The sequence below is a fragment of the Flavobacterium riviphilum genome, from assembly GCF_055231795.1.
The window spans coordinates 98,668-123,781 of record NZ_JBUYSY010000008.1 but is presented as its reverse complement, the minus strand read 5'-3'; the positions used below and the strand labels follow the sequence as shown (position 1 = coordinate 123,781).

The following is a 25,114-nucleotide window of genomic DNA, read 5'->3' as shown; positions in this document are numbered from 1 at the left end:
AACCCTTTCTTTATTTAATTTTTTTTTAAAATTACCCATAAAAAAAAACCTCCAAGTTTCCTTGGAGGTTTCAGAGGCATCGTCCGGATTCGAACCGGAGTAGGAGCTTTTGCAGAGCCCAGCCTAGCCGCTCGGCCACGACGCCATTGTTTTAATGGACTGCAAATGTAATATAAAAAATCCAAAAAGCAAATTTCACATTCTAAATAAAAGGATTTTTATCCTTAGTCAACATGAGTTTTCAACCGTCACCAAAGGAGGTTTACTTTCTTTTTTCTTTCAAAATAATTGTAACTGCTTCTACATCACCACCAATAGGAGGGTTAATTTTTGACACAGCCACTTCTATTTCCGTTATAGCTTGGGCTTCTTGCAATGCTCTAACAACAATTCTCTGTGCCACATGTTCTAATAATTCGGATCGTATAGCCATTTCTTCTATGACAATACGGTTTAATAACACATAATCAACAGTATCATGAAGTTTGTCAGATTGAGCCGATATGGATAAATCACACTCAATTTCTAAATCTATTCGGTATTCTGAACCTATTTTTGATTCTTCTATCAAACAACCATGATAAGAAAAGGTCCTAATATTTTGAAGTTTTATTTTACCCATTTTTTACTATTTTTTACGTGAATTCAAGGGTATAAAAGTACAAATTGTTTTCCTTTTTTAGTTGTATTATCAAATAAAGAAGCCTATTCTAACTAGATTCCGCTACAATTTTGATAACTTTGCCTTCAAAATAAATTACAATGGCATCAGAAGAAAAGTCCCTTCATTTTATAGAACAAATCATAGAAGATAGTATTGCCAAAGGTTTTCCTAAAGAGCAGTTACGTTTTCGATTTCCTCCTGAACCTAATGGTTATTTACACATTGGCCATGCCAAATCTATATGTTTAAATTTTGGTTTAGGATTAAAATACAATGCACCGGTTAATCTTCGTTTTGACGATACAAATCCTGCCAAAGAAGAACAAGAGTATGTAGATGCTATTAAAGAAGATGTACAATGGTTAGGTTTTAATTGGACTGAAGAATTGTACTCCTCTGATTATTTTCAACAGTTATACGATTGGGCTATTCTATTGATTAAGAAAGGAAAAGCTTATGTTGATAGTCAAACTTCGGAAGAAATGGCGGCTCAAAAAGGAACGCCTACACAACCAGGAGTAGATGGTCCTTATAGAAATCGTTCCATAGAAGAGAATTTACAATTATTTGAAGCGATGAAAAATGGCGATTTCCCAGAAGGAAGTCATGTTTTGAGAGCCAAAATTGATATGGCTTCACCTAATATGTTAATGCGTGACCCATTGATGTACCGTATTTTACATCGTCATCATCATCGTACAGGTAATACATGGAAAATTTACCCTATGTACGATTATACCCATGGTGAAAGTGACTATTTGGAACAAATTTCACATTCAATATGTACGCTCGAATTTGTAATGCACCGTGAGTTGTATGATTGGTTCTTAGATCAAATTTATGATGATACTAAAGTTCGTCCCCACCAATACGAATTTGCCCGTTTGAACTTGAATTATACCGTAATGAGTAAAAGAAAATTACTTCAATTAGTTCAAGATAAAGTAGTTAATGGTTGGGACGACCCCAGAATGCCTACCATTTCCGGTTTAAGAAGAAGAGGGTATACTGCGGCTTCTATTCGTAAATTTTGTGACACAATAGGAGTGGCCAAACGTGAAAATATTATAGATATTTCCTTATTGGATTTTTGTTTACGTGAAGATTTAAATAAAACAGCTCCTCGTGTGATGGCAGTTTTAGATCCTATTAGATTAGTGATTACCAACTATCCTGAAGACAAAGTAGAGTGGTTAGACGCCGAAAATAATCAAGAAGATGAATCTGCTGGTTATCGAAAAGTTCCGTTTTCTCGTGAATTGTATATCGAAAAAGAAGATTTTCTGGAGGTTGCACCAGCTAAATTTTTCCGATTAAGTATAGGTAATGAAGTACGTTTGAAAAATGGATATATCATTAAAGGCGAGTCTGTAGTTAAAGATGCTCATGGAAATATCCTTGAAATTCATGCTACTTATGATACTGATTCGTTAAGTGGGAGTGGGAGTGAAGCGAGCAAACGTAAAGTTGCAGGAACCTTGCATTGGGTTTCGATAGCACACGCTATCGAAAGTGAAGTTCGTTTGTATGATCGTTTGTTTACTGATGAAGCACCAGATAGTCATAAAGAAAAAAGTTTTCTAGATTTCATTAATCCTTCTTCATTACAAGTTATTCGTGGTTATGTAGAGCCTAGTTTGAAAGAGGCTACTTCTGGCTCACATTTTCAGTTTCAACGATTGGGTTATTTTGTTGTAGATCAAGATACTACACCTGGTTCATTGGTGTTTAATAAAACTGTTGGTTTGAAAGATGCATGGGAAGAAAAAGGGAAAAAAGAGGCCAATCTTTTGATGAACACTCAGAAAGAAATCAACAAATATGTAAAAGAGAAAGACGCTGAAAAAGCTTCGCAATTGTTACAAACTATAGCAGCAAATTTGAACAGTTGTACGAATTATAGTTTGTTGACACAAGCCGTTGTTAAAAATATTAAAAATGATAACAATGCTTTATTGTTTTCTCAGTTACTTTTAAAATATGCCGATGCTATAAATGCAAATGATATAGAGTCTGAAGCGTTACATAAATTGTACACGATGTCATTAAAAAGTCAATCTCCATTAGTGAAGCTCGCAGTTTTGGAAAATCTTAAAAAGGATGAATCGAATTTATCCCTTTTTAAAAATGTTATCGCTGAAATGATAACACATGAGAAGAATGATCAAGTACTAGCTGTTTTAAAAACCTTTTAGTTGCTTATCAATATAATTTATCAAAAACACCCTTAAATAGGGTGTTTTTTTATTATTATTAATTTCTATTTATAATTTAATTTCTATTTATATATCCTATTAAAATTGACTTTTATATTTTTATTTTAAGGGAATATTTTTATTTTTTTGACCCATATATCTTCTTTTTATTTTTGTTTCATTTAAAAGCTTTAAAATAATTTTTAGCTTACTTAAGTGTACTTTTTTTAGTTATTCACTTTAATTTGTTAATAAAGTTGTATCTTTATAAGTACTAACTTAAAAAATTATTCAAAATGTCTACTAATACCGGTAATACTATTTTGGCCCTAGTAACAGGGCTTGCTATAGGAGCAGGAATTGGAATTTTGTTTGCTCCTGATAAAGGATCCAATACACGACGTAAAATACGTGATGGAGTAGCAGAGGCTAAAGACAATTTCAACGAACATTTTAATGAAGTTTCAGATTCTTTGGTAGAAAAAGCTTTTTTAACCAAAGATGATATCGAACAGAATATTGAAAATTTAGTTTCTAATGTTAGTTATAAAACCGAGGAAGTGATTTCGTTTTTAGAAGAAAAATTAGCTGCTTTAAAATTGAAAAATGCCAAATATCAAAAATAATCATTTATGGCTTTCGAGGAATTAAAAGAACAGTCCGAACAATTTCAAGAGCAACTTCAATCGTATATTGAAAGTAATGTAGCTTATTTCAAACTTTGGGGATTCAAAGTATCAATGAAATCTACTACATTGATTTTGAAATTTTCCATGATATTACTTTGTTTTTCCATGGTTTTGTTATTTGGTTCTATTGCTGCCGCTTTTGCAATTGGTTCATATTTTGATAATTTCTCCCTTGGTTTTTTAATAGTAGGTGGGTTTTATTTGTTATTAACCTTAGCTTTATTTTTGATTAAGGATAAAATTGTAGAAGGTCCTATTTTAGAAAAATTCTCTGAAATCTTTTTTAATGATTAATTATGGCTACTAAAAAATATGCTTCATACGCCGAAATTGATCGAGATTTAGAAATTTTAAAACTCGAAAAAGAAATACATTATCAAAAATTACTTTTAAGTTTTCAAAGAACAAAAGCTTCTTTTGAACCAGAAAATATCATCAATAGTTATTTGGGAGCTTTCAAAACATCACTTTCTAATAACTATATTCAAATACTGCAAACCCTTTTACCTATGGTAATACGTTGGTTTTTAAATAGAAAAAGAGGCTGTTAGCCCCTTTTTTTATTTCGTTTCTTCTTTATCTTCATTTGAATCTTCCAATTTCGGTATTTCTGTTTTGGGAAGTATAATTTCTTTTTTCTTTTTTACTTCTTTTTGCATGAGTTGTCCCACTTGATTAGAAGCTGTAAACGAAGCAATCATGTTATTCAACATATCGCTACCAGCTTGGGGAGAATTGGGCAATAAGATTAGATTTGAATTAGCATCAGCACCTATCGCTTGTAAGGTATCATAGTGTTGTGTTACAACGATTAAGGCTGAAGCTTCTTGTGAATTGATACCTACATTGTTTAAAACTTCAACGCTTTCTACTAATCCTCGAGCAATTTCTCTTCTTTGATCTGCAATACCTTGACCTTGCAATTTTTTACTTTCAGCTTCCGCTTTTGCTTTAGCTACGATACGTATTCTTTGTGCTTCTGATTCAAATTCGGCTGCCGTTTTTTCTCGGTCAGCGGCATTAATTCTATTCATGGCGTTTTTCACTTGAATATCAGGATCAATATCGGTTACTAAAGTGTTGATAATGTCATATCCATAGGTTGTCATGGCTTCGTTCAATTCTCTTTTGACTGCTATGGCAATATCATCTTTTCTTACGAAAACATCGTCTAATATCAACTTTGGTACTTCAGCTCGTACCACATCAAATACATAAGCTGTAATTTGATCGTGTGGAAACTCTAATTTATAAAAGGCTTCATACACTTTGTCTTGAATAACTTTAAATTGTACAGACACTTTCATTTTGATAAAAACATTATCTTTTGTTTTCGTTTCTATCAGTACATCAAGTTGCTGAATTCTCAAGTTTACTCTTCCCGCAATTCTATCAATAATTGGTATTTTGAGTTGTAACCCTGAATTTCTGATACTTGTAAATTTACCAAATCGCTCAATAACCACAGCAGTTTGTTGTTTTACCGTAAAAAAGGCCGACAATAAAATAATTAGTCCAAAGACTAACATTACAATTACAATTGGATTCATTTTTTTTAATTTTTGATTAGTTACTGTTATACGTAAGAAATATTTTAAAGTTACAAAAAAAAAGCCCTCCATTTGGAGAGCTTCAGATTATAAACTATTGATTGCCTTTTCTATTCTAACAATTGTTTCTTGTTTTCCTATTATTTCTATTATATCGAATAGGTGAGGACCCTTTAAGGCACCAACTACACTTAATCGTAAGGGTTGCATGATTCTGCCCATACCAATTTCGTTTTTTGTCATCCATTCTTTTACAATGGTTTCAATAGTGTTTGAAGTAAAGTCTTCTATTTCATTTAGGATTTCAATCAATTGCTTCATTAATTGAGGAGTGTCTTCTTTCCAATTTTTTCTTGCTTTTTCATCATAAGATGATGGTGCTTGGAAAAAGAAATCTGTCAATTCCCAGAATTCTGAAACGAAATTTGCTCTTTCTTTGATTAATCCTGCAATTCTAGTTACATCAAATTGATCAACAGCAATTCCTTTCTTTAATAGAATAGGAGTGAAGCTTTTGGCTAGTTCAGCATCATTTTTATGAATCAAATACTGATGATTGAACCATTTGTTTTTCTCTGGATCAAATTTAGCTCCAGCCTTATGCACTCTTTTCAAATCAAATACTTGAGTTAATTCTTCAAGGGTGTATAATTCTTTGTCTGTACCATCATTCCATCCCAATAAAGCTAAAAAATTAACCACAGCTTCAGGAAAATATCCTTGCTCGCGATAACCTGTTGATATACCTTCTGCCGTTTTCCATTCTAATGGAAAAACGGGAAACCCCATTTTATCACCATCTCTTTTAGATAATTTACCATTTCCGATAGGTTTCAAGATTAATGGTAAGTGTGCAAATTCTGGTGCATCCCAGCCAAAAGCTCTGTATAAAAGTACATGTAAAGGCATAGAAGGCAACCATTCTTCTCCACGGATAACGTGAGAAGTTTCCATTAAATGATCGTCTACAATGTTTGCTAAATGATAGGTGGGCATACCATCACTTTTGAATAGTACTTTATCATCTAACAAGTTGGTTTCAAACTTAACTTCTCCTCTAATAATATCATTTAAGAATAAAGTCTCGTTTACAGGTGTTTTAAATCGAATTACAAATGGTTCTCCATTTGCTAGTTTTTGTGCTACAGTTTCTTTATCTAACGCAATGGAATTGTTTAAACTTTCTCTGTTACTATGATTATAAATAAAGGTTTTTCCTTCTTTTTCTAAAGTACTTCTTAGTGTATCGAGTTCTTCAGCTGTATCAAATGCATAGTAAGCATTACCTGAATTTATCAAGGTATCAGCATATTGTTTATAAATTTCTTTACGTTCGCTTTGTCTGTAAGGACCAAATTTTTCATTTTTACCTACGGTTTCATCAGGTGATATTCCAAGCCATTGTAGGGCTTCCATAATGTATTCTTCTGCACCTTCTACATAGCGGTTTTGATCTGTATCTTCAATTCTTAAATAAAAAGTACCATTATTTTTTTTAGCAAATAAGTAATTAAATAGAGCTGTTCTAACTCCTCCTATATGTAATGGTCCTGTTGGACTAGGTGCAAAACGCACGCGTACTGGTTTAGACATGATTGTAAATTTTTTGCAAATATACACTTTTCGTAGGGTTTGATTTATGTAGTTTGAATGCTACCATTAAGCTTTTTCATTTTATAATTTTCGTATTCTTTAAAATTGTAATTTTATGGGTTATTGAAACCTTATTTTATGGTGACCAACAATCGAATTATTTTTGATAAATTAGAAGCATTTATCAATCGGTATTATACTAATGAACTCATCCGTGGAACACTTTTTTTTCTCGGATTAGGGTTGCTGTACTTTCTTTTTACTTTGAGTATTGAGTATTTTTTGTGGTTACAACCTGCAGCACGTACCTTTCTTTTTTGGAGTTTTATTCTAGTTGAAACTTTTTTACTATTGCGTTTTATTCTTTTTCCGCTCTTTAAATTGTTTCATATTCAAAAAGGCATTTCTTATGTAGAAGCTTCTAAAATTATAGGAAATCACTTTCCAGAAGTAAAAGATAAATTGTTAAACCTGCTGCAATTGTCGCAAAATGTCGATAGCGCTTCCGATTTAGTCTTAGCATCTATTGATCAAAAATCAAAATCGTTGAGTTTAGTTCCTTTTGGTAATGCAATCAATTTTAAAGCAAATATTAAGTTTTTACCTGTAGCTTTAATCCCTTTATTTTTCTTTTTTTTATTTTTTGTTACGGGTAATAGTTCAGTTATTTCTCAAAGTTTTAATCGAGTTTTGCACTATAATACAACTTTTTTGAAACCTGCTCCTTTTCAATTACAGCTTATAAATCCTACTTTGAGTGTTTTAGAAAATGAAAAGTACACGCTTAAAGTTAAAGTAGTAGGTAAGGTTTTACCACAAAATATACAGTTATATATTGCTGAAGAAAGTTACTTTATGGAGCAAGTTTCACCAGGAATCTTTCACTATACTTTTGCTCCATTAACAGCATCCATTAACTTTCATTTAGAAGCCAATACTGTTGTTTCACCAGATTATACTTTAGACGTTATTAAAGTACCCTCCATTTCTCAATTAGAAATGAAACTATTTTTTCCCTCTTACTTGAAACGTAAAAACGAAAGCATTATCGGCACGGGTAATGCTATAGTTCCCGAAGGGACTCGTGTGGTTTGGAATATTTCTGGATCATCATTAGAATCAGTTCAATTATTAGCATCAAATGTCAATCAATTTTTCACTTTTTCTGATAATTTCTTTTTTTTAAGTAAAAATATTTATCAAGATACACAATATCAATTACTTACTTCCAATTCTAGTCTCAAAAACTACCAAAAACTCCCTTTTGAGCTTTCAATTGTAAAAGATCAATTTCCAACTATTGATGTTTCACAGGTTCCCGATTCAATAGGTCATGAACAGGCTTATTTTATTGGGAAAGTTTCAGATGATTATGGATTCTCGAAACTTCAAATTGTATATTACGAAAAAGGAAAACCACAGTTAGCTAAACGTGGAACAATCAATTTGCATGCAGGTTTATACGATCAATTTGTTTTTGGTTTTCCTTCTACTTTAGATGTTCAACCTGGTGTAACTTATGAGTTTTATTTTGAAGTTTTTGATAATGATCCTTTGCATCATTTCAAATCTGTTCGTTCCACTTTGTTTACTAACAAAATTAGTACGCAGGAGGAAATTGTTACAGAACGTATACAAGAACAGCAACAATCGCTTAGTGGTTTATCCAAAACATTAGATAAGCAGAGTAAACAAATTGCAGCACTAGAAAAATTAAATGCTGTTTCTAAACAAAAGAAAGATTTTGATTTTAAAACACAACAGCAAGTTAATGATTTTATTCAGCGTCAAGAGCAGCAAGATAAATTAATGCAATCTTTTTCTGAAAAAATCAAAAGTAATTTAACTAAAGAAAAAAGTGAAGTTTCCGATAAAAAGTTAGAAAATTTACAATCCAGAATTGAAAAAGCATCTGAAGATCTTGAAAGAAATAAGAAGTTATTAGACGAATTAAAAGCCTTATCACAAAAACTAGATGATGAACAGTTACAAGAAAAGCTGCAACAATTTAAACAGCTGAGTAAAAATCAAGTGAAAACTTTAGAACAATTGGTAGAGTTAACCAAGCGTTATTATGTAGATAAAAAAACAGCTCAATTAGCAGCTCAACTGGAAAAATTATCCCAAGCTCAAAAACAATTATCAGAGCAACAAAACAATTCTGTTCAAAAGCAAGAAGAATTACAACAACAATTCAATTCGCTTCAAAACGACCTTAACAATTTAAAAAAGGACAATCAATCGCTTAAAGCCCCATTTGATTTACCTAAGACTGATAATTTAGAAAAATCTATTGAACAAGAAATGAAAGACGCACAAAAGGATTTATCTCGTAATAATGGTTCTTCAGCACAAAAGTCTCAAAAGAAGGCCGCTCAAGATTTAAAAAAATTAAGCGAAACTTTGCAAGAAAGTATGAATGCATCCGAGCAAGAACAGTTACAAGAAGATGTATCTATGTTACGCCAAATTTTGGATAATTTGCTTTCTTTTTCCTTTTCTCAAGAAGGACTTATGAAACAAATTCGTAATACAAAAGTTGGATCTAGTAGTTATAATGCCTCTTTAAAAATACAACAATCCTTAAAAACTCAATTCAAACATATTGACGATTCTTTGTTTACCTTATCCTTACGTAATGAAAAGATCACTGAAATGGTTACAAAAGAAATTGGAACGATTACCTATAATTTAGATAATGCTATTGATAAACTAGGGAATGGATTACAACCTAGAGGTGTTTCTTACCAACAATTTGTTGTAGCTGCTGCTAATAAATTAGCCGATTTTCTTAGCGAACTATTACAAAACATGCAAATGAACTTATCAGGTCAAAGTGGTGGTAAACCAAAGTCTGGTCAAGGTCAGGGTTTGCAATTGCCCGACATCATTTCCAAACAAAAAGGTTTAAGTGATAAAATGCAACAACAACTCAATTCTAAAGAGGGTAAACCCAACGATAGTGCTTCGCCTCAAGGAAAAGAAAAATCAACAAGTGGAAGCACTCAGGAAGGGGAGGGGGAAGCTAGACGTTTGCTAGAAATTTACAAAGAACAACAAGTACTTCGCGAAGCCTTGCAAATTCAACTTCAACAACAAGGTAGTAAAGGTGCAGGACAACATGTGGTAGACCAAATGAAACAAGTCGAAAAACAACTTTTGAATAAAGGATTCAAAAATGAAGTGGTGCAACGTATGAAACAACTCAATCAAGAATTACTTAAACTCGAATCGGCACAGCGCGAACAAGGTCAAGATAATCAACGCCAATCAGAGACCAATCTCAAGCCTTTTTCTAACCCAGCCAAACCCTTGCCACCAGCCGTTATACAATATATGAATAGTATAGAGATTTTAAATAGACAATCCTTACCTTTGCGAACTGATTTTAATCAAAAAGTACAACGATATTTTAAACAAAATGATTGAGTTTAATTATGAAACCGATTTTAACCTAGACAATGAAGACGTTTATAGCGCATGGATTAGTCAGGTAATTAGTTCTGAAAACAAAAAGGAAGGAGAAATTAATTATATATTTTGTGATGATGATTACCTTCATCAAATCAATGTAGAGTATCTAAATCACGATACTCTTACCGATATCATTAGTTTTGATTATACTGTAGGTAATGAAATTAATGGTGATATTTTTATCTCTATAGAACGAGTACAGGATAACGCTTTAGATTTTGATACCAATTTCAATGAAGAATTAAAACGTGTTATGATACATGGTATCCTACATTATTGTGGATATAAAGACAAAACAGCAGCTGACGAAGCACTAATGCGTCAAAAGGAAAATGAAAAAATTCTAATGTTCCACGTGAAACCTTAAATCTCTTTTTTAATTAATATGTTTCACGTGAAACATATTTGACTACACATTTTTTAAACGTTCCACGTGGAACTTTAAATAAAAATTTTAATACTATGTTTTTAAATGAATATGATGTTATTGTTGTCGGTGCAGGACACGCTGGAGCAGAAGCGGCAGCAGCAGCAGCAAATTTAGGTTCTAAAACTTTATTGGTAACCATGAGTTTGCAAAACATTGCTCAGATGTCATGCAATCCAGCAATGGGAGGTATAGCCAAAGGACAAATTGTTCGTGAAATTGATGCTTTGGGTGGATATTCTGGAATAGTTTCGGATCGTACAGCGATACAGTTTAAGATGCTGAATAAATCGAAAGGTCCAGCTATGTGGTCGCCACGTGTTCAAAGTGATCGTATGCGCTTTGCAGAAGAGTGGCGTATGATGTTAGAACAAACTCCTAATTTGGATTTTTACCAAGAAATGGTAAAAGGATTAATTATAGAGCAGAATGTTGTAAAAGGTGTTGTTACTTCTCTTGGTGTGAAAATCTATGGTAAATCGGTTGTATTAACAAACGGTACATTTTTAAATGGATTGATTCATATTGGAGAAAAACAGTTTGGTGGTGGTAGAGCAGGAGAGAGTGCTTCTTATGGTATTACCGAGGATTTGGTAAAAGTAGGTTTTCAAGCAGGACGAATGAAAACAGGAACACCACCTCGTGTAGACGGACGTTCTTTAGATTATTCTAAAATGAATGAAGAAAGAGGTGATGATAATCCTTCGAAATTTTCTTATTCTGATTTGACTACTCCTTTGGTACATCAACGCTCTTGTTATATGTCGTATACTTCTCCAGAAGTACACGAAATTTTACGTGAAGGTTTTGATCGTTCTCCTATGTTTAATGGTCGTATTAAAAGTATTGGTCCTCGATACTGTCCTTCAATTGAAGATAAAATTAATCGCTTTGCTGATAAAGAACGTCACCAGTTGTTTATTGAACCAGAAGGTTGGCATACTTGTGAAATGTACATCAATGGGTTTTCTACTTCACTTCCTGAAGATATTCAATTCAAAGCTTTGCGTTCTGTCGCCGGTTTTGAAAATGTCAAATTTTTTAGACCGGGTTATGCGATAGAATATGATTATTTTCCACCTACGCAATTAAAGCATACTTTAGAAACGAAGTTGGTAGAAGGTTTGTATTTTGCTGGTCAAATTAATGGTACGACAGGTTATGAAGAAGCTGCCTCTCAAGGATTGATGGCGGGTATAAATGCACACTTGAAAGTACATGAAAAAGCACCTTTAATTTTAAAACGTGATGAAGCTTATATTGGAGTATTAATTGACGATTTAATTACAAAAGGAACAGAAGAACCTTATCGTATGTTTACTTCTAGAGCAGAGTATCGTACCTTGTTACGTCAAGATAATGCCGATTTTCGTTTAACGCCTATGTCGTATGAAATTGGTTTAGCTTCTGAAGCACGTATGCGACGTATGGAGTATAAATTAAATGCTTCGGAAAAAATGGTAGCCTTTTTAAAAGATACTAGTGTAACAGTTGCTGAAGCAAATCCGATTTTAGAAGCTAATGAATCTGCTTTAATCTCTCAAGGGGATAAGATGTTTAAAATTTTTACACGTCCTCAAATTGACATGAATGATATGTTACAATTTCAAAAAGTGAAAGAGTATGTTGAGCAAGAACAATTGGATATTGAAATTTTAGAACAAACGGAAGTGCAAGTGAAGTATTCTGGTTATATTGAAAAAGAACGTAACAATGCCGATAAATTGCATCGTTTAGAAGAGGTGAAAATTCCAGATAATTTTGATTATTCCAAAATAAAATCAATGTCAATTGAAGCACGTCAAAAATTAGAAAGAATTCGTCCCGTAACCATTTCTCAGGCCTCTCGTATTAGCGGCGTATCACCAAGTGATATTTCTGTTTTGCTTATTTATATGGGCCGATAATTGCATACGCTTTCGGGTTTGTTCCACGTGAAACTTTAAATACTTATTAAATAAATACAGTGACTTTTAATTACTGTGTTTTTTTTGTTTTTGCATTATACTATGAATATTTTAAATAAACCTCTTTATCTTACGGTAAAAGATTTTTCGGTATCTCAAGAAACATTCGAATTGTATCACGATACAGAGTTAGATATGTTGATTACCTATCCACAACCAAGTTTAGAAAATCTTGGAAAATATTATGAGAATTCAAATTATATATCTCATACCGATTCCAAACGCGGTCTTTTCGAAAAAGCGTATCATTTTGTCAAAGGAATAGCTTTGAAAAATAAATTGGCTTTGATTAATGCGCAACAGTCACAAAAAGGTAAACTTTTGGACATAGGTGCTGGTACTGGCGATTTTTTGATTACTGCTAAAAATTCCGGTTGGGAAATTACAGGAATAGAACCTAGTGAAAGTGCAAAAGCTTTGGCTATAAAAAAAGGAGTGTCTTTTGTAGATTCTACTTCGGATTTAGAAGAGCAACAATTTGATTGCATTACCATGTGGCACGTGTTAGAGCATGTACCCGATTTGGATTTTCAAATTAAGGAATTGAAGCGCTTGTTAAAACCATCCGGTACTTTGATTGTAGCTGTTCCTAATTTTAAATCGTATGATGCTTTTTACTATCAACAATTTTGGGCGGCCTACGATGTACCAATTCATTTTTGGCATTTTTCTAAACCTGCGATACAAAAACTATTTGAAAAGGAATGCATGCATTTGATTGAGGTACTTCCGATGAAGTTCGATTCTTTTTATGTGAGTTTGCTTTCTGAAAAATATAAAACAGGAAATATGAATTTTTTAAAGGCGTTTTGGATAGGATGTAAGTCCAATTGGAAAGCACGTAGCACAAAAGAGTATTCTTCGCATATTTATGTGTTCCAAAATCACTAAAACGCATTTTAAGCCCTTTTAAGCTTAGTTTTACTGGTTTAATAGGGGTTTTTATGGAAAATTTTAGAAAATCGTTTAAAATTGAGCTATTACAGTCGATTTTTATAACTGTTTTTTATGTGATTAATGGCAAGTATAATAAAAATTGATATGGAATAAATCGCCCAAATTTTCAAGTTTTAACAGTTGCTAACTATTTTTTTATATTTTTGTCCTACATCTTAAAATATTAAATTTAATTCCAATGAAAAAATCATTTGTTATCCTTGCACTAGCTTTTGCTTTTGTAGCGTGTGATAAAAAAGAAGAAGTAAAAGAAGTGAAAGAAGTGAAAACTGCTTATGTGGATACTGCTGAGTTAATGAAACAATACACAGAAGCCAAAGATCTTGAAGCAAAATACAAATCACAAGCACAAGAGAAAGGAAGACAATTAGAAGCTGAAATCAATCGTTTTAAGCAAGAAGCAGCTAATTTTCAAAGTCAAGCTCAAGCCAATGGTCAAGAGTGGGCACAAAAAAAAGGACTTGAATTGCAAAAAAGAGAGCAACAATTAGGCTATGCTCAACAAGCTTTGGCGCAACAATTGCAAGCAGAAAGTGGAAAAGAAATGGATTCTTTAGTAAGTGGAGTAAAGAAATTCATTAAAGCATACGGTAAAGAAAAAGGATATTCTTATATCTATGGCACTGGAGATGCTGCTACTATTTTGTATGCAGAAGATAAATATGATATCACTAAGGAAATTATTGAAGCTTTGAACGAAAAATACAAAGCTAATTCTTCTAAAACGGCTAAAGAAACACCAAAAAAATAGTTTTATATCGCAAAACTTCATCAAAAGCCTTCTACTTTTTTAAGTGGAAGGCTTTTTTTTATACTCGTAAACCGTTCTTTTTACTTTCTTACTATTTTTTTCTACTTTAGTATTTTAATATACGCCATATGACTTCTATTTCTAACGCCGCCGAATTGGCTCTTCAATTTGTTAATCAAACCCAACGCTCGGTATTTCTTACGGGCAAAGCAGGTACCGGAAAAACCACTTTATTGCAGCAAATTATTGCTACTACGCACAAAAATACGGTAGTAGTGGCACCCACCGGGATTGCAGCACTCAACGCCAAAGGAGTGACCATTCACTCGATGTTTCAACTTCCTTTTGCTGCTTTTATCCCAGATTATTCTGATCCTCTTTTTCAAGATGCGGTTACCTTTGAAACCAAAGCTACTTTACAACGTCATTTTAAAATGAATGGCCAGAAAAAAGCTGTACTTCGCAATTTGGAATTATTGATTGTTGACGAAGTCAGTATGTTGCGACCCGATATTGTTGATGCTATGAATTTTATGCTGCAAACTGTACGCAAGAATCCTTTACCCTTTGGCGGTGTACAAATATTATTTATAGGAGATTTACTACAATTACCACCTGTAATACAATCCAAAGAATGGTCAATATTGAGACGATATTACACAGGTAAATTCTTTTTTAATGCTCAAGTTTTACAGCAAAACCCCCCTTTGTATATAGAATTGTCTCATATTTATAGACAAACTGATGAAGTATTTATTAGGCTGCTAAATCATTTACGAACCAATGAAATCACCAAAGCTGACCTTGAGTTATTGAATCAGTATGTACAACCCGATTTTGATACCAAACAACACAAAGGCTATATTTGTTTGACCACCCATAATGCTAAAGCAGAAGCCATTAATGCTAAGTCGTTACAAGACATTCCTTCACCCGTTTTTCAATATTTTCCCGAAATCAAAGGCGATTTCCCTGAAAAGATGTATCCTTTAGAGTTTCAATTAGAATTAAAAGTTGGTGCACAGGTGATGTTTATCAAAAATGATTTATCTTTTGAAAAAATGTATTATAACGGCAAGATGGGGATTATCAACGATTTAAGTGATAGCGCTGTAACGGTGCATTTTCCAGAAGAGTCTAAAACGATTACCTTAGAGAAATATGAGTGGCAAAATATTCGATACACAGTAGATCCAAATACCAAAGAGATTCAAGAAGAAGTTTTAGGTTCCTTTATTCAGTATCCTATAAAGCTGGCTTGGGCGATTACGGTGCATAAGAGTCAAGGCTTAACGTTTGACAAAGCAGCAATCGATGTATCGCAAGTTTTTTTACCTGGACAAGCCTATGTAGCTTTTTCTCGTTTGCGTTCCTTAAATGGGCTTATTTTGCTTTCTCCATTGAAATTGCAAGGTATCGCTAACGATGATGAAGTAATTCAGTATGTACAAAGCAATATTCGGGAATCCCATTTAACTTCCATATTACATCACGAAACCCAAGCTTTTTTAACATCTTACTTGTGTGCGGCATTTGATTGGTCTGATTTAGCTCAAGAATGGCGAAATCATCGTTTTAGTTATTCCGAAGTGGCCGAAAAATCCTTAAAAAATACTTACGCTACATGGGCTCAATTGCGTTGCGAAGAAATAGAACAGCTGCTTGAACCCTCCACGAAGTTTATCAAACAGTTACAGCAATTAATGGCTACCGCATCTGTTGATTTACCTTTTGTTTTGCAAAGGGTACAGGCTGCCTACGATTATTTTTGGGATCCCATGGATCAGCTTTTAGAAAAACTTTTGCTTACAATTCACGAAGTTGAACAACATTCTAGAAGTAAGTCGTTTCTTGAGGAACTTTTACACATTGAAGCCATGCAAACTAAATCCGTATTGCAACTGATGAAAGCAAAGGTTTTACTCGAAACCATTGTAGCTGGAGCCCAAATAACCAAAGATACTTTCAAGACGCCAAAATTTACTTCCTACCTTCCGAATAAGATCGAAAAAGTACGTGCAAATTTCCTAGAAACCAAAGTTCAATCCTCAAAGAAGACCAAGAAAAGTTCTTCCAATTTACTATAAATATCTGGTTTATTGTGCTTTATTTTATTCTATGCCCGTATGCTTAATTTACAAACCATTAGATAGCATTCAGTTCGATACGCCAGTGGACTTAACTTAATAGTTTTTTTGTACGATACTTGGGTTAAACAATTTCTCTTTTTTTTTTGTAAGTAGTTAATAATAAATAGATTAACATTTATTTAGTATTAGTTGCGCTTTAATTTAATACATTTATTTTCTTAATTTAAGAGTATAGTTTAGGTATATGTAAATAAAATATTATAAGAAAATATTTATATATAATACATAAGATTATTTTGCACACTGTTTTTATTAACATCTTAAAGGCTTATCTAATGACAAATTTTGAATTATTTAATCCCACAACCATTGTTTTTGGGAAAGGGCAAATGGAAAAACTTAATACACTTATTCCTAAAAATGCCAAAATATTATTAGCGTATGGTGGAGGAAGTATCTTTAAAAATGGAGTGTATGATCAGGTCAAATCGGCTTTATCTAATTATGAATTAGTGGAGTTTGGAGGCATTGAACCCAACCCTCATTTTGAAACCTTGATGAAGGCTGTTGCTGTAATTCAAGCAAAAAAACTCGACTTTATTTTAGCCGTTGGAGGGGGGAGTGTTATTGATGGGGTTAAATTCATTTCGGCTGCAGTTCTTTTTGAGGGCAATCCTATTGATATTTTGCAAAAACAAATTGCAAGTAACGATCTACAAAAGGTGATTCCCTTTGGCACTGTTTTGACTTTACCCGCCACGGGTTCAGAAATGAATTCTGGTGGAGTTATCACTATAGAAGCTACTAATGAAAAATTAGCTTTTTTTGGAACCGCTTTGTTTCCAAAATTCTCAATTTGTGATCCCACGGTGATTCAATCTTTACCAAAGAGACAATTGCAAAATGGGGTAGTAGATGCCTATACTCACGTATTGGAACAGTATTTAACGTATCCTCATGAGGGAATACTACAAGATCGATTTGCTGAAAGTATTTTACAAACTTTAGTAGTAATTGGTCCTCAAGTAGTAGAAAATCCTAAGGATTATACGCTCGCCTCTAACTTTATGTGGAGTTGTACCATGGCGCTCAACGGATTAATTCAGTATGGTGTGCCAAGTGATTGGGCGACCCATATGATTGGTCATGAGCTCACAGCTTTATATGGCATAGATCATGCCCGTACACTTGCCATTATTGGACCCAATTTGTATCGGGTAATGTTTGATACCAAAAAAGAAAAATTAGCACAATACGGGCGTCGTATTTTTAATTTATCAGGTTCTGATGAGGACGTAGCCAAAGCTGCAATTGAAAAAACTGTCGCATTTTTCCAAACCATGGGTATGGAAACCAAAATCTCTCAATGCACCGATGATTATACCGCTTCGGCTCAGTTTATTGCCCATCGTTTTGAGGAAAGAGGTTGGTTGGGACTTGGAGAACGACAAAATGTAACCCCAGAAAAAGTAAAACAGATAGTGGAAATGAGTTATTGAGCAGAGTATAGTAAATACAAAAGGCGTATTACAATTGTAACTACGCCTTTTACTTACTAAACAAAAAACTAACTCAACCAAAATATGAAAAATCCTAATAGTAAACCTACTCTATTCATAGTAAATAAGTTACAACGGGTATTCCTTTGATTTATTGTGAGGAAAGCCCTTTTTTTAATCAAAACTATTGATGAAATGGTTTTGACTCGTAATATTAATTGTCCAACTTCTTTATTTTTGAATACTTTTGTAAAAATTTATAATACTAATGGCCGATACATTAAAATTTGCAGTAATTGGTGGAGGAAGTTGGGCTACAGCAATTGCTAAAATGCTTTGTGTGAATCAAAAAGAAATTTGTTGGTACATGCGAAACGAAAGCGCAATTGAACATTTAAAAAATTTCAAACACAATCCCAATTATTTAAGCTCGGTTGAATTTGATACTCAAAAATTGCTGCTTACTTCAGACATTAATGAAGCAGTCAATTATGCTGATTATTTAATTTTCGCCATTCCTTCCGCTTTTTTAGAAGGGGAATTGGCCAAAATAACGGTTTCCCTTAAAGACAAAATCATTTTTTCAGCCATCAAAGGAATTGTTCCTGAAACCAGTTTAATTGTTGGCGAACATTTTCACGTTCAATACGATATTCCTTACTACAACATCGGTGTAATTACGGGTCCTTGTCATGCTGAAGAAGTAGCTTTAGAACGTCTTTCTTATTTGACTATAGCTTGTGGCGATCCTGATAAAGCTAAACTAGTAGCTGATAATTTATCGGGTAATTATATTAAAGCTAAAATTTCCGACGACATTATTGGGACCGAATACGCGGCTATGCTTAAAAACATATACTCTATTGCTGCTGGAATTGCTCATGGACTAGGGTATGGTGATAATTTTCAATCTGTTATCATGAGTAATGCGATTCGCGAGATGAAGAAATTTATCAAAAAAGTACACAAAATGAAACGCAATATCAATGATTCTGCCTACTTAGGGGATTTATTGGTAACTGGCTACTCTATCTTTTCTAGAAATAGAATGTTTGGTAATATGATTGGAAAAGGTTACACTGTAAAGTCAGCCATGATGGAAATGAGTATGGTGGCCGAAGGGTATTATGCCGTAAAAAGTGCTTATAAACTCAATCAAGGTTATGGAGCCAAAACTCCAATTATAGATGCCGTGTATCAAATTCTATATGAAGGAAAAGAGGCGAAAATGGTCTTTAAAAAACTAACCGAGGAATTAGATTAATGGGATTCAAAATCTTTTGATATAAGATCAAAAATGGCAACTATATAAAAATAGTTGCCATTTTTACAAAAACACATAACTAACTTATCAATTAAATAACTACAAACTTTTACAGAGCATTATTCTGGTTTAAATAAATGCAAATGGCATGCCTAAGTAAAAAACTCTTAATTTTCAAAGGATTGTCTAATTTTTAGAGTAGTAAAACTGTCCATTTAATGGAATTCTTTTTGAATTTTGGACAAAAAAAATACCATCGGAACTCCAATGGTATTTTTTAAACTTTCATTATAGCTAATTTACCTTACAATTACACCATCCACAAAAAGAATAGGCACTTCCTCCATTTCGGCTTCATTGATGCTATTGGTTTTGAAAATGAATTTTTTATCGTACAAAGTGCCGTCAATAAAATAAGTCACCATAAACTCGTTATTGAGTGTAAGCACACTTTTCTCAATCATTTCTATTTTAACAACAGAAACAGCTGGTATTTCAACGAAAGCGTGACGCAAAAGCGACGTTTTCTTCATTTCGCCATCAATCGTTCCAAACGCTTTAGAAACGACCATAACACCTTCTAAATTAAAATCACTATCGTTTACCAAATAGGCGTACCACACTTTTTCCATAAAGTCGTCGCTCCATTCTTGAACGGCAGCAATAAATACATTTTCTACTACTGGTATGATGATGTCTTTTTTCATATCATAAAAAATAAGTCCTTAGTATTTAGTCCTTAGTCAATAGATGCTATGACTACAAAAGAACTAACTGCTAAGGACTATTGACTTGTTACTAAATAATCGATTTAAATTGCTCTAAGAAACGTACGTCGTTTTCATAAAACATACGGATATCACCAATTTGATACAACAACATCGCGATACGTTCTACACCCATCCCAAAAGCAAAACCGTTGTACTCCTCTGGATTGATACCGCAATTGGTCAATACATTAGGATCTACCATTCCACAACCACCAATTTCTAACCAACCCGTACCTTTTGTAATACGATAATCGGTTTCGGTTTTTAACCCCCAATAAATATCAATTTCGGCACTTGGTTCTGTAAACGGAAAATAAGACGGTCTAAGACGAATTTTTGACTTTCCGAACATTTCCTTCGTAAAATACAAAAGCGTTTGTTTTAAGTCAGCAAAAGACACGTCCTTGTCGATGTATAATCCTTCTACCTGATGAAAAATACAGTGCGAACGCGAAGAAACCGCTTCGTTACGAAATACACGTCCAGGAGAAATGGTTCGAATAGGCGGCTTGTTGTTTTCCATATAACGCACCTGCACTGATGACGTATGCGTACGCAACAACACATCAGGATTCGTTTGAATGAAAAAAGTATCTTGCATATCGCGAGCCGGATGGTATTCTGGCAAGTTCAAAGCCGTAAAATTGTGCCAATCGTCCTCAATTTCTGGTCCTTCAGAAACATTGAAGCCTATGGTTGAGAATATATCAATAATTTGATTTTTTACTAAAGAAATTGGGTGACGAGAACCGACAGTAAAGGGTTCTCCGGTGCGAGTTAAATCGCCATAAATCCCCTTACTTTCTTGCTGATTTTCTAAGCTTTCTTGAATCGATTTTACTTTATCTTCAGCCGTTGTTTTTAGTAGGTTTATAACTTGTCCAAATTCTTTCTTTTGCTCGTTTGGAACATTTTTGAACTCGGCAAACAAGGCTTTCAAAAGCCCTTTACTTCCTAAAAATTTAATTCGAAATGCTTCCAGTTCAGCACTATCTTGAGTAGAAAATGCCTGTGCTTCTGCAATGTATTCTTTTATCTTATCTATCATTTTCATTCCATAATTGAGGTGCAAATTTAGCTATTTTTGGTGATTAGTGAAAAGTAATTAGTGATTAGTCCAAAAAATTACCTCTTGCTAATCAAGAATTACTAATAACTTTTCACTATTTACTAATCAATCACCTCGCGTTCTACAAAATAATTTACAATGGCTTCTTTCATCAAAACGGTTTGTTCTCCCGCTTTTAATGGAGGCAATTCCTCTTTCACTTTATAATGTGGCCATCCCTCATCATCAAAATACTCGAATTCATAAAATCCGTAGGGTTCGAGCAATCTACAAATAGCGATGTGCATCAAGTTGACTTTTTCGTCTTTTTTAAATTCGCGATGCACCTGCCCCAATTCTTGAACTCCGATAAGGTAAATTATAGCGTCTAAATCCAAATCTTCGCCTTGCGAAAATCGATCCGACAATAGGGTAACTAAACGTTCCCAGCGTTCTTTTAACTGTATATCTCTAGACATTTTGCTTTTAAATTTTTTTTGACAATTTGATTATGGGTTGCGCCATTTATATCTTTTGCCATTTTTGGCAAAGATACACACTTGTAAACGCACTTACGGTATTGCCGAATTCTTTTATATTTGTGCTTCTAATTTTATTTTAAAAAATATGACTTTTTTTGATCTTTTAATCGGTGGTCTATTGGCGTATGCCTTGTTCAAAGGCATTCAAAACGGGCTTTTTGCCGAATTGGCGACTTTGGTTTCTTTAGTTATTGGAATTTATATAGCCGTAAAATTTTCGGCCATTATGAGTTCTGTGCTTTCTGGTTTTGTAAAATGGAATCCGTATACCATCAAAACGGTGGCTTTTATTCTCACTTTTATAGTGGTAGTGGTTGGAATTTACATGACGAGTAAATTTTTTACGGGCCTTGCCAATTTTGCTTATTTGGGCTGGATTAATAAAGTAGGCGGAGGCGTGTTTAGAGTGTTAAAATTTGTTTTGATTATCAGTGTGTTTTTGACCATTTTCGAAAAAATCAATTACAAAAATTTCTTAGCGAAAAAGGAAACCTTAGATAATTCCTTATTCTTTTACCCTATTCAAAAAACGGCCGATTTTATTTTTCCTTCTTTGGAAAAGCTGTACGATAAAGCAAAAAAGTAAATTGTTGCTTTTTTTGTAAACAAAGTGCCCTTGAAAGATTAAGCTTTCAAGGGCACTTTTTATTTTACTTCTTTAATAGCCTGAGCATTCAGCCAACCTTCGGTACCATCGGTAAGTTGTATTTTACGCCATTGTTCCAGTGTTTCAATTATATATACTTTGGTTCCCTCATGCAGGATAACTACTGTGGGGCTTGCGGTTTGCGGCTCACTTTTGACTTCGGTAACATCTGCAAATAATATAGCAGGGCGATCGTTTTTAAATTGATTTTGTTCAAAATAGCCCGCAAAAACACTTATTAAGACCAAAAGCAATCCAAGCAACATACCAAAAAAGAAAATACGCTTTGCTACTGAGGTTTGGCCAAAATAATAGCCAAAGAAAAACATTAAAAATAAGACCGCAAATCCTATGGCTATCCAGGCCCATGTGTCATAATGAAAAAATGAAGTGAAATCGTGTATCAGTTTTTCGAAACCAACTTTTGGGACCACTTTTATTTCATCTATGGTTTTCTTTTGTGCAAATTTCAAATTGTTTTGAATTTCAGCATCGTTGGGTTTCAACACCAAAGCTTTTTCATAATTGAAAATGGCAGGCGCTACTTGGTTGAGTTTGTAATAACAATTGCCCAAATTGAAATACAAATCGGCCGATTCTTTTTTCTCTGTTTGAATCACCGATTCATAGGCCTGAATGGCTTGTTCGTATTGCCCTTTTTTGTACAACGCATTCCCCGCTTCAAAACCATTTTGAGCGGTTAAAACACTGGTTATAAATAATAATAAATAAACTATTTTTTTCATAATTTGTTTAAATTTTAAACACAAAGATCACAAAGAAAGCACTAAGACCACTATTTTAAAGTGTGCCGTTTATTACCCTTCTCACTCCTTCTTTGAATAATTTGACGTTAAAATTGATTAATAATCCTAACTTACAATCTGACAATTTTAAATAAGTAAGCAGTTGAGCCAAATGAACATCATTTAAGCTTTCTACAGCCTTAATTTCAACAATAAACTTATCTTCAACTAAAATATCAATTCTATATCCTACATCTAATTTAACTTCTTCATAAACTAGTGGTAAGGATTTTTGTTTTTCAACTTTTAAATTTGCTTTCTTTAGTTCATAAAACAAGCACTCTTCATACGCACTTTCCAATAATCCTGGGCCTAAAACTTTATGAACCCTTAAGGCACATTCAAATACTATTTTGGAAATTTCATTTTCAGTCATCTATTTAAAAAATTGTGCTTTTTGTGCCTTCCTAGTGCCCTTTGTGGTTAAACAATTTGTTTTTCTAATCCCGAAATAATTTCAACGGCTTTATCAAAATCTTGCTGAATCGAGGCGCTAGAAGAAGGCGCATAACGTGCAATCTCGCAATTTTCTGTCAAGACAATAAAATCATTTACGGCCTCAGGATTGGCTTTTCTAGACAACAATAATTCTCGAATATTATCTTTACTCATTTCGGAGGTTTCGATGTGTAATTTGGCTTTTAAGAAATTATGCAAGGCTTTTTCCAAGGCAACATAGAATAATTCTTTGTTGGCTATTTGGTTTTTGGCTTCCGACAAATATTTCTTGGCCAATTTATTGTTCATTTTGATTCGGTTACCAAGTACATCTTTATCTAAAGTTTCTTTTTTCTTTTGGAACGCAATGATAAAGGGAACAATAGCAAATGGCAATAATAACAACGCATAGAAGCCTGTAGAGCCCAAGAAATCTTGTTCATGCACATCGGCTAGTTCCGTTTTGAGTTTTATGAATTTAAATTGTTCAGGATTGCTAATCCTATTTTTAGTAATATTAGTTATTGCCGTACTATCTGACGCCGTCGGTCCGTCCAACACGTTAATGAGGATTTCTTTTGAAGTAATCGTTTTGTAGGTACCCGAATTCAAATCAAAATAACAGAAAGTCATGGGTTTGATAGGGTAGGTCCCTTTGAATTGAGGGATAATGGTATAACTGTCGGATATTTTACCGGTCATTCCAGAGAGTGGCGTGTTAACCGATTCTGTATGAACAGGGTCATACATTTCTAGTGCATTAGGAACTACGGGTTTAGGTAAGGTAAATAATTTAAGATTCCCTTTTCCAGCCACACTCACCACCAAATCTAAACTTTCTCCATTGTGTAGTGTTGTTTTGCTTGGTGTCACTTTAAAATCAAAACTTCCCACGGCACCTGAAAAATCTGCTGGCTTACCGGATTCTGGCAATCCTTTTACAGCTATAGTTCTGGAACCAGCAGACACTCTTTTGCTGGTTTCGCGAATCATCATTTGACCAAAAATATCTCTTCTATTGGTCGGTAATTGTACATCTATGTCGAGCGATAACGGTTCTATTTCAAGTTTACCCGATTTTTGTGGATACAAAACCGTTTTACGCAGTACGACATATCGGAAACGTTCTCCTTTAAACATGCCTTCTTCTGCTACCAATTGTTTGATATCTATGTTTTGACTCCAAAAATCATTGTACTTAGGTTTGTTTAACTCACGCCAATTGGAGATCCCAATATTGTAGCTGAAATACAATTTGTAAACAACAGTAATGGGTTCGTTGATGTACGGATTGGTTTTAGAAACATCGGCTACGAGATACAAATTGTTATCGGCAGAGATGACACCATCGTTTTCTTCTTGTGATTCTTGTACGGCATTGGTAACATTTATTTTGACCGGAGTCGTTTTATACAACTGTCCGTTGAACTCTATAGCCGCTTGTTTGATGACTAGGTTTCCTTTTCGAGTGGGTAACAAGAAATAGGAATAGATTTTTTCAAAAGAGCTTCTGCCGTTGACCCAAGATTGACTCACTTGTTGGCTTGGACCAGCAATGATTCGGAATCCATCGAAGGAGGGTTGAATGAAATTATCGCCATCTACGTTCATGATAAAATCCACTCGAAGTCGTTCATTTAACGCTATTGTATTTTTGCTCACTCGGGTTTCAAACTGTACCTGAGCCAAAATGGGAGTGGTGATAATAAAAAGTACAAATGCAATGATCTTTTTCATTTTGAAA

The 25,114-nt window shown here is 33.7% G+C and carries 22 protein-coding genes and 1 tRNA gene; 13 read left to right on the top strand and 10 right to left on the bottom strand.

Annotated elements, in window-relative coordinates; all coding sequences use genetic code 11:
* Window positions 1-74: 74 nt before the first annotated feature.
* A tRNA-Cys gene (locus ACZIX2_RS09395) sits at window positions 75-145 on the bottom strand.
* A gap of 117 nt (window positions 146-262) precedes the next feature.
* Window positions 263-622 (bottom strand): dihydroneopterin aldolase, encoded by a 360-nt coding sequence (gene folB / locus ACZIX2_RS09390; RefSeq protein ID WP_463339845.1) that lies wholly within the window; start codon window positions 620-622, stop codon window positions 263-265.
* A 140-nt stretch (window positions 623-762) separates the two neighbouring features.
* Here folB and ACZIX2_RS09385 point away from each other — a divergent pair, with 140 nt between their 5' ends.
* The 4 genes from ACZIX2_RS09385 (at window position 763) to ACZIX2_RS09370 (ending at window position 4,099) form a co-directional block, all read left to right on the top strand.
* Window positions 763-2,859 carry a glutamine--tRNA ligase/YqeY domain fusion protein gene (locus ACZIX2_RS09385; protein ID WP_463339844.1) on the top strand — a complete coding sequence of 699 codons (2,097 nt, stop codon included), beginning with the start codon at window positions 763-765 and terminating at the stop codon, window positions 2,857-2,859.
* A gap of 296 nt (window positions 2,860-3,155) precedes the next feature.
* Window positions 3,156-3,485 carry a YtxH domain-containing protein gene (locus tag ACZIX2_RS09380; protein ID WP_463339843.1) on the top strand — a complete coding sequence of 110 codons (330 nt, stop codon included), beginning with the start codon at window positions 3,156-3,158 and terminating at the stop codon, window positions 3,483-3,485.
* Between the two features lie 6 nt (window positions 3,486-3,491).
* Window positions 3,492-3,842, top strand: coding sequence for a competence protein (locus ACZIX2_RS09375; RefSeq protein ID WP_463339842.1), 351 nt, complete (start codon window positions 3,492-3,494; stop codon window positions 3,840-3,842).
* A 2-nt stretch (window positions 3,843-3,844) separates the two neighbouring features.
* Window positions 3,845-4,099, top strand: coding sequence for a DUF6327 family protein (locus tag ACZIX2_RS09370; RefSeq protein WP_463339841.1), 255 nt, complete (start codon window positions 3,845-3,847; stop codon window positions 4,097-4,099).
* Between the two features lie 9 nt (window positions 4,100-4,108).
* On the opposite strand, the gene ACZIX2_RS09365 is transcribed toward ACZIX2_RS09370, so the two are convergent.
* Complete coding sequence (locus ACZIX2_RS09365) at window positions 4,109-5,098, bottom strand: SPFH domain-containing protein (protein ID WP_463339840.1); 990 nt, start codon at window positions 5,096-5,098, stop codon at window positions 4,109-4,111.
* An 87-nt stretch (window positions 5,099-5,185) separates the two neighbouring features.
* Window positions 5,186-6,691 (bottom strand): glutamate--tRNA ligase, encoded by a 1,506-nt coding sequence (gltX, locus tag ACZIX2_RS09360; RefSeq protein WP_463339839.1) that lies wholly within the window; start codon window positions 6,689-6,691, stop codon window positions 5,186-5,188.
* Between the two features lie 138 nt (window positions 6,692-6,829).
* Between gltX and ACZIX2_RS09355 the strand changes: the two genes are divergently transcribed.
* The 8 genes from ACZIX2_RS09355 to ACZIX2_RS09320 all read left to right on the top strand — a co-directional run bounded on the left by ACZIX2_RS09355 (window position 6,830) and on the right by ACZIX2_RS09320 (window position 19,120).
* Entirely contained in the window at window positions 6,830-10,120 is a 3,291-nt protein-coding gene (locus ACZIX2_RS09355; RefSeq protein ID WP_463339838.1) for a hypothetical protein, read from the top strand.
* Window positions 10,113-10,532, top strand: coding sequence for an rRNA maturation RNase YbeY (ybeY, locus tag ACZIX2_RS09350; protein ID WP_463339837.1), 420 nt, complete (start codon window positions 10,113-10,115; stop codon window positions 10,530-10,532). Before ACZIX2_RS09355 ends, ybeY begins: the two co-directional genes overlap by 8 nt.
* A 95-nt stretch (window positions 10,533-10,627) precedes the next feature.
* Window positions 10,628-12,499: a tRNA uridine-5-carboxymethylaminomethyl(34) synthesis enzyme MnmG gene (gene mnmG / locus ACZIX2_RS09345; protein ID WP_463339836.1), complete on the top strand. Its 1,872-nt coding sequence runs from the start codon at window positions 10,628-10,630 to the stop codon at window positions 12,497-12,499.
* 102 nt (window positions 12,500-12,601) lie between these two features.
* Window positions 12,602-13,450: a class I SAM-dependent methyltransferase gene (locus tag ACZIX2_RS09340; protein ID WP_463339835.1), complete on the top strand. Its 849-nt coding sequence runs from the start codon at window positions 12,602-12,604 to the stop codon at window positions 13,448-13,450.
* A gap of 244 nt (window positions 13,451-13,694) precedes the next feature.
* On the top strand, window positions 13,695-14,267 hold the full coding sequence (locus tag ACZIX2_RS09335) for an OmpH/Skp family outer membrane protein (protein ID WP_463339834.1): 573 nt from the start codon (window positions 13,695-13,697) through the stop codon (window positions 14,265-14,267).
* Window positions 14,268-14,395: 128 nt separating this feature from the next.
* Window positions 14,396-16,354, top strand: a complete 1,959-nt coding sequence (locus ACZIX2_RS09330; RefSeq protein WP_463339833.1) for an ATP-dependent DNA helicase — start codon at window positions 14,396-14,398, stop codon at window positions 16,352-16,354.
* Between the two features lie 338 nt (window positions 16,355-16,692).
* Entirely contained in the window at window positions 16,693-17,856 is a 1,164-nt protein-coding gene (locus ACZIX2_RS09325; protein WP_463339832.1) for an iron-containing alcohol dehydrogenase, read from the top strand.
* Between the two features lie 268 nt (window positions 17,857-18,124).
* A complete protein-coding gene (locus ACZIX2_RS09320) occupies window positions 18,125-19,120 on the top strand; it encodes an NAD(P)H-dependent glycerol-3-phosphate dehydrogenase (RefSeq protein ID WP_463339831.1) in 996 nt (331 codons plus the stop codon).
* Between the two features lie 299 nt (window positions 19,121-19,419).
* Here ACZIX2_RS09320 and ACZIX2_RS09315 read toward each other — a convergent pair whose 3' ends face one another.
* From ACZIX2_RS09315 to ACZIX2_RS09305, 3 genes are all read right to left on the bottom strand, one after another.
* Window positions 19,420-19,827 carry a hypothetical protein gene (locus tag ACZIX2_RS09315; protein ID WP_463339830.1) on the bottom strand — a complete coding sequence of 136 codons (408 nt, stop codon included), beginning with the start codon at window positions 19,825-19,827 and terminating at the stop codon, window positions 19,420-19,422.
* 91 nt (window positions 19,828-19,918) lie between these two features.
* Window positions 19,919-20,938 carry a phenylalanine--tRNA ligase subunit alpha gene (gene pheS, locus ACZIX2_RS09310; RefSeq protein WP_463339829.1) on the bottom strand — a complete coding sequence of 340 codons (1,020 nt, stop codon included), beginning with the start codon at window positions 20,936-20,938 and terminating at the stop codon, window positions 19,919-19,921.
* Between the two features lie 122 nt (window positions 20,939-21,060).
* Window positions 21,061-21,417, bottom strand: a complete 357-nt coding sequence (locus ACZIX2_RS09305) for a hypothetical protein (RefSeq protein ID WP_463339828.1) — start codon at window positions 21,415-21,417, stop codon at window positions 21,061-21,063.
* Between the two features lie 148 nt (window positions 21,418-21,565).
* Here ACZIX2_RS09305 and ACZIX2_RS09300 point away from each other — a divergent pair, with 148 nt between their 5' ends.
* Window positions 21,566-22,066 carry a CvpA family protein gene (locus ACZIX2_RS09300; RefSeq protein ID WP_463339827.1) on the top strand — a complete coding sequence of 167 codons (501 nt, stop codon included), beginning with the start codon at window positions 21,566-21,568 and terminating at the stop codon, window positions 22,064-22,066.
* A gap of 59 nt (window positions 22,067-22,125) precedes the next feature.
* Here ACZIX2_RS09300 and ACZIX2_RS09295 read toward each other — a convergent pair whose 3' ends face one another.
* The 3 genes from ACZIX2_RS09295 to ACZIX2_RS09285 are packed head-to-tail and all read right to left on the bottom strand — an operon-like array spanning window position 22,126 to window position 25,107.
* Window positions 22,126-22,872, bottom strand: coding sequence for a tetratricopeptide repeat protein (locus tag ACZIX2_RS09295; RefSeq protein WP_463339826.1), 747 nt, complete (start codon window positions 22,870-22,872; stop codon window positions 22,126-22,128).
* A gap of 55 nt (window positions 22,873-22,927) precedes the next feature.
* A complete protein-coding gene (locus ACZIX2_RS09290; protein WP_463339825.1) occupies window positions 22,928-23,308 on the bottom strand; it encodes a GxxExxY protein in 381 nt (126 codons plus the stop codon).
* 47 nt (window positions 23,309-23,355) lie between these two features.
* Window positions 23,356-25,107: a BatD family protein gene (locus ACZIX2_RS09285; protein WP_463339824.1), complete on the bottom strand. Its 1,752-nt coding sequence runs from the start codon at window positions 25,105-25,107 to the stop codon at window positions 23,356-23,358.
* Between the last annotated feature and the right edge of the window lie 7 nt (window positions 25,108-25,114).

Bases quoted from the DNA above. Each gene is read 5' to 3' on its own strand.
- pheS (WP_463339829.1), bottom strand. From the start codon at position 20,938: ATGATAGATAAGATAAAAGAATACATTGCAGAAGCACAGGCATTTTCT.
- ACZIX2_RS09335 (WP_463339834.1), top strand. From the start codon at position 13,695: ATGAAAAAATCATTTGTTATCCTTGCACTAGCTTTTGCTTTTGTAGCG.
- ACZIX2_RS09285 (WP_463339824.1), bottom strand. From the start codon at position 25,107: ATGAAAAAGATCATTGCATTTGTACTTTTTATTATCACCACTCCCATT.
- ACZIX2_RS09375 (WP_463339842.1), top strand. From the start codon at position 3,492: ATGGCTTTCGAGGAATTAAAAGAACAGTCCGAACAATTTCAAGAGCAA.
- ACZIX2_RS09295 (WP_463339826.1), bottom strand. From the start codon at position 22,872: ATGAAAAAAATAGTTTATTTATTATTATTTATAACCAGTGTTTTAACC.
- ACZIX2_RS09320 (WP_463339831.1), top strand. From the start codon at position 18,125: ATGGCCGATACATTAAAATTTGCAGTAATTGGTGGAGGAAGTTGGGCT.
- ACZIX2_RS09315 (WP_463339830.1), bottom strand. From the start codon at position 19,827: ATGAAAAAAGACATCATCATACCAGTAGTAGAAAATGTATTTATTGCT.
- ACZIX2_RS09355 (WP_463339838.1), top strand. From the start codon at position 6,830: ATGGTGACCAACAATCGAATTATTTTTGATAAATTAGAAGCATTTATC.
- ybeY (WP_463339837.1), top strand. From the start codon at position 10,113: ATGATTGAGTTTAATTATGAAACCGATTTTAACCTAGACAATGAAGAC.
- ACZIX2_RS09385 (WP_463339844.1), top strand. From the start codon at position 763: ATGGCATCAGAAGAAAAGTCCCTTCATTTTATAGAACAAATCATAGAA.
- ACZIX2_RS09325 (WP_463339832.1), top strand. From the start codon at position 16,693: ATGACAAATTTTGAATTATTTAATCCCACAACCATTGTTTTTGGGAAA.
- ACZIX2_RS09340 (WP_463339835.1), top strand. From the start codon at position 12,602: ATGAATATTTTAAATAAACCTCTTTATCTTACGGTAAAAGATTTTTCG.
- ACZIX2_RS09365 (WP_463339840.1), bottom strand. From the start codon at position 5,098: ATGAATCCAATTGTAATTGTAATGTTAGTCTTTGGACTAATTATTTTA.
- ACZIX2_RS09290 (WP_463339825.1), bottom strand. From the start codon at position 23,308: ATGACTGAAAATGAAATTTCCAAAATAGTATTTGAATGTGCCTTAAGG.
- ACZIX2_RS09300 (WP_463339827.1), top strand. From the start codon at position 21,566: ATGACTTTTTTTGATCTTTTAATCGGTGGTCTATTGGCGTATGCCTTG.
- ACZIX2_RS09370 (WP_463339841.1), top strand. From the start codon at position 3,845: ATGGCTACTAAAAAATATGCTTCATACGCCGAAATTGATCGAGATTTA.
- mnmG (WP_463339836.1), top strand. From the start codon at position 10,628: ATGTTTTTAAATGAATATGATGTTATTGTTGTCGGTGCAGGACACGCT.
- gltX (WP_463339839.1), bottom strand. From the start codon at position 6,691: ATGTCTAAACCAGTACGCGTGCGTTTTGCACCTAGTCCAACAGGACCA.
- ACZIX2_RS09330 (WP_463339833.1), top strand. From the start codon at position 14,396: ATGACTTCTATTTCTAACGCCGCCGAATTGGCTCTTCAATTTGTTAAT.
- ACZIX2_RS09380 (WP_463339843.1), top strand. From the start codon at position 3,156: ATGTCTACTAATACCGGTAATACTATTTTGGCCCTAGTAACAGGGCTT.
- ACZIX2_RS09305 (WP_463339828.1), bottom strand. From the start codon at position 21,417: ATGTCTAGAGATATACAGTTAAAAGAACGCTGGGAACGTTTAGTTACC.
- folB (WP_463339845.1), bottom strand. From the start codon at position 622: ATGGGTAAAATAAAACTTCAAAATATTAGGACCTTTTCTTATCATGGT.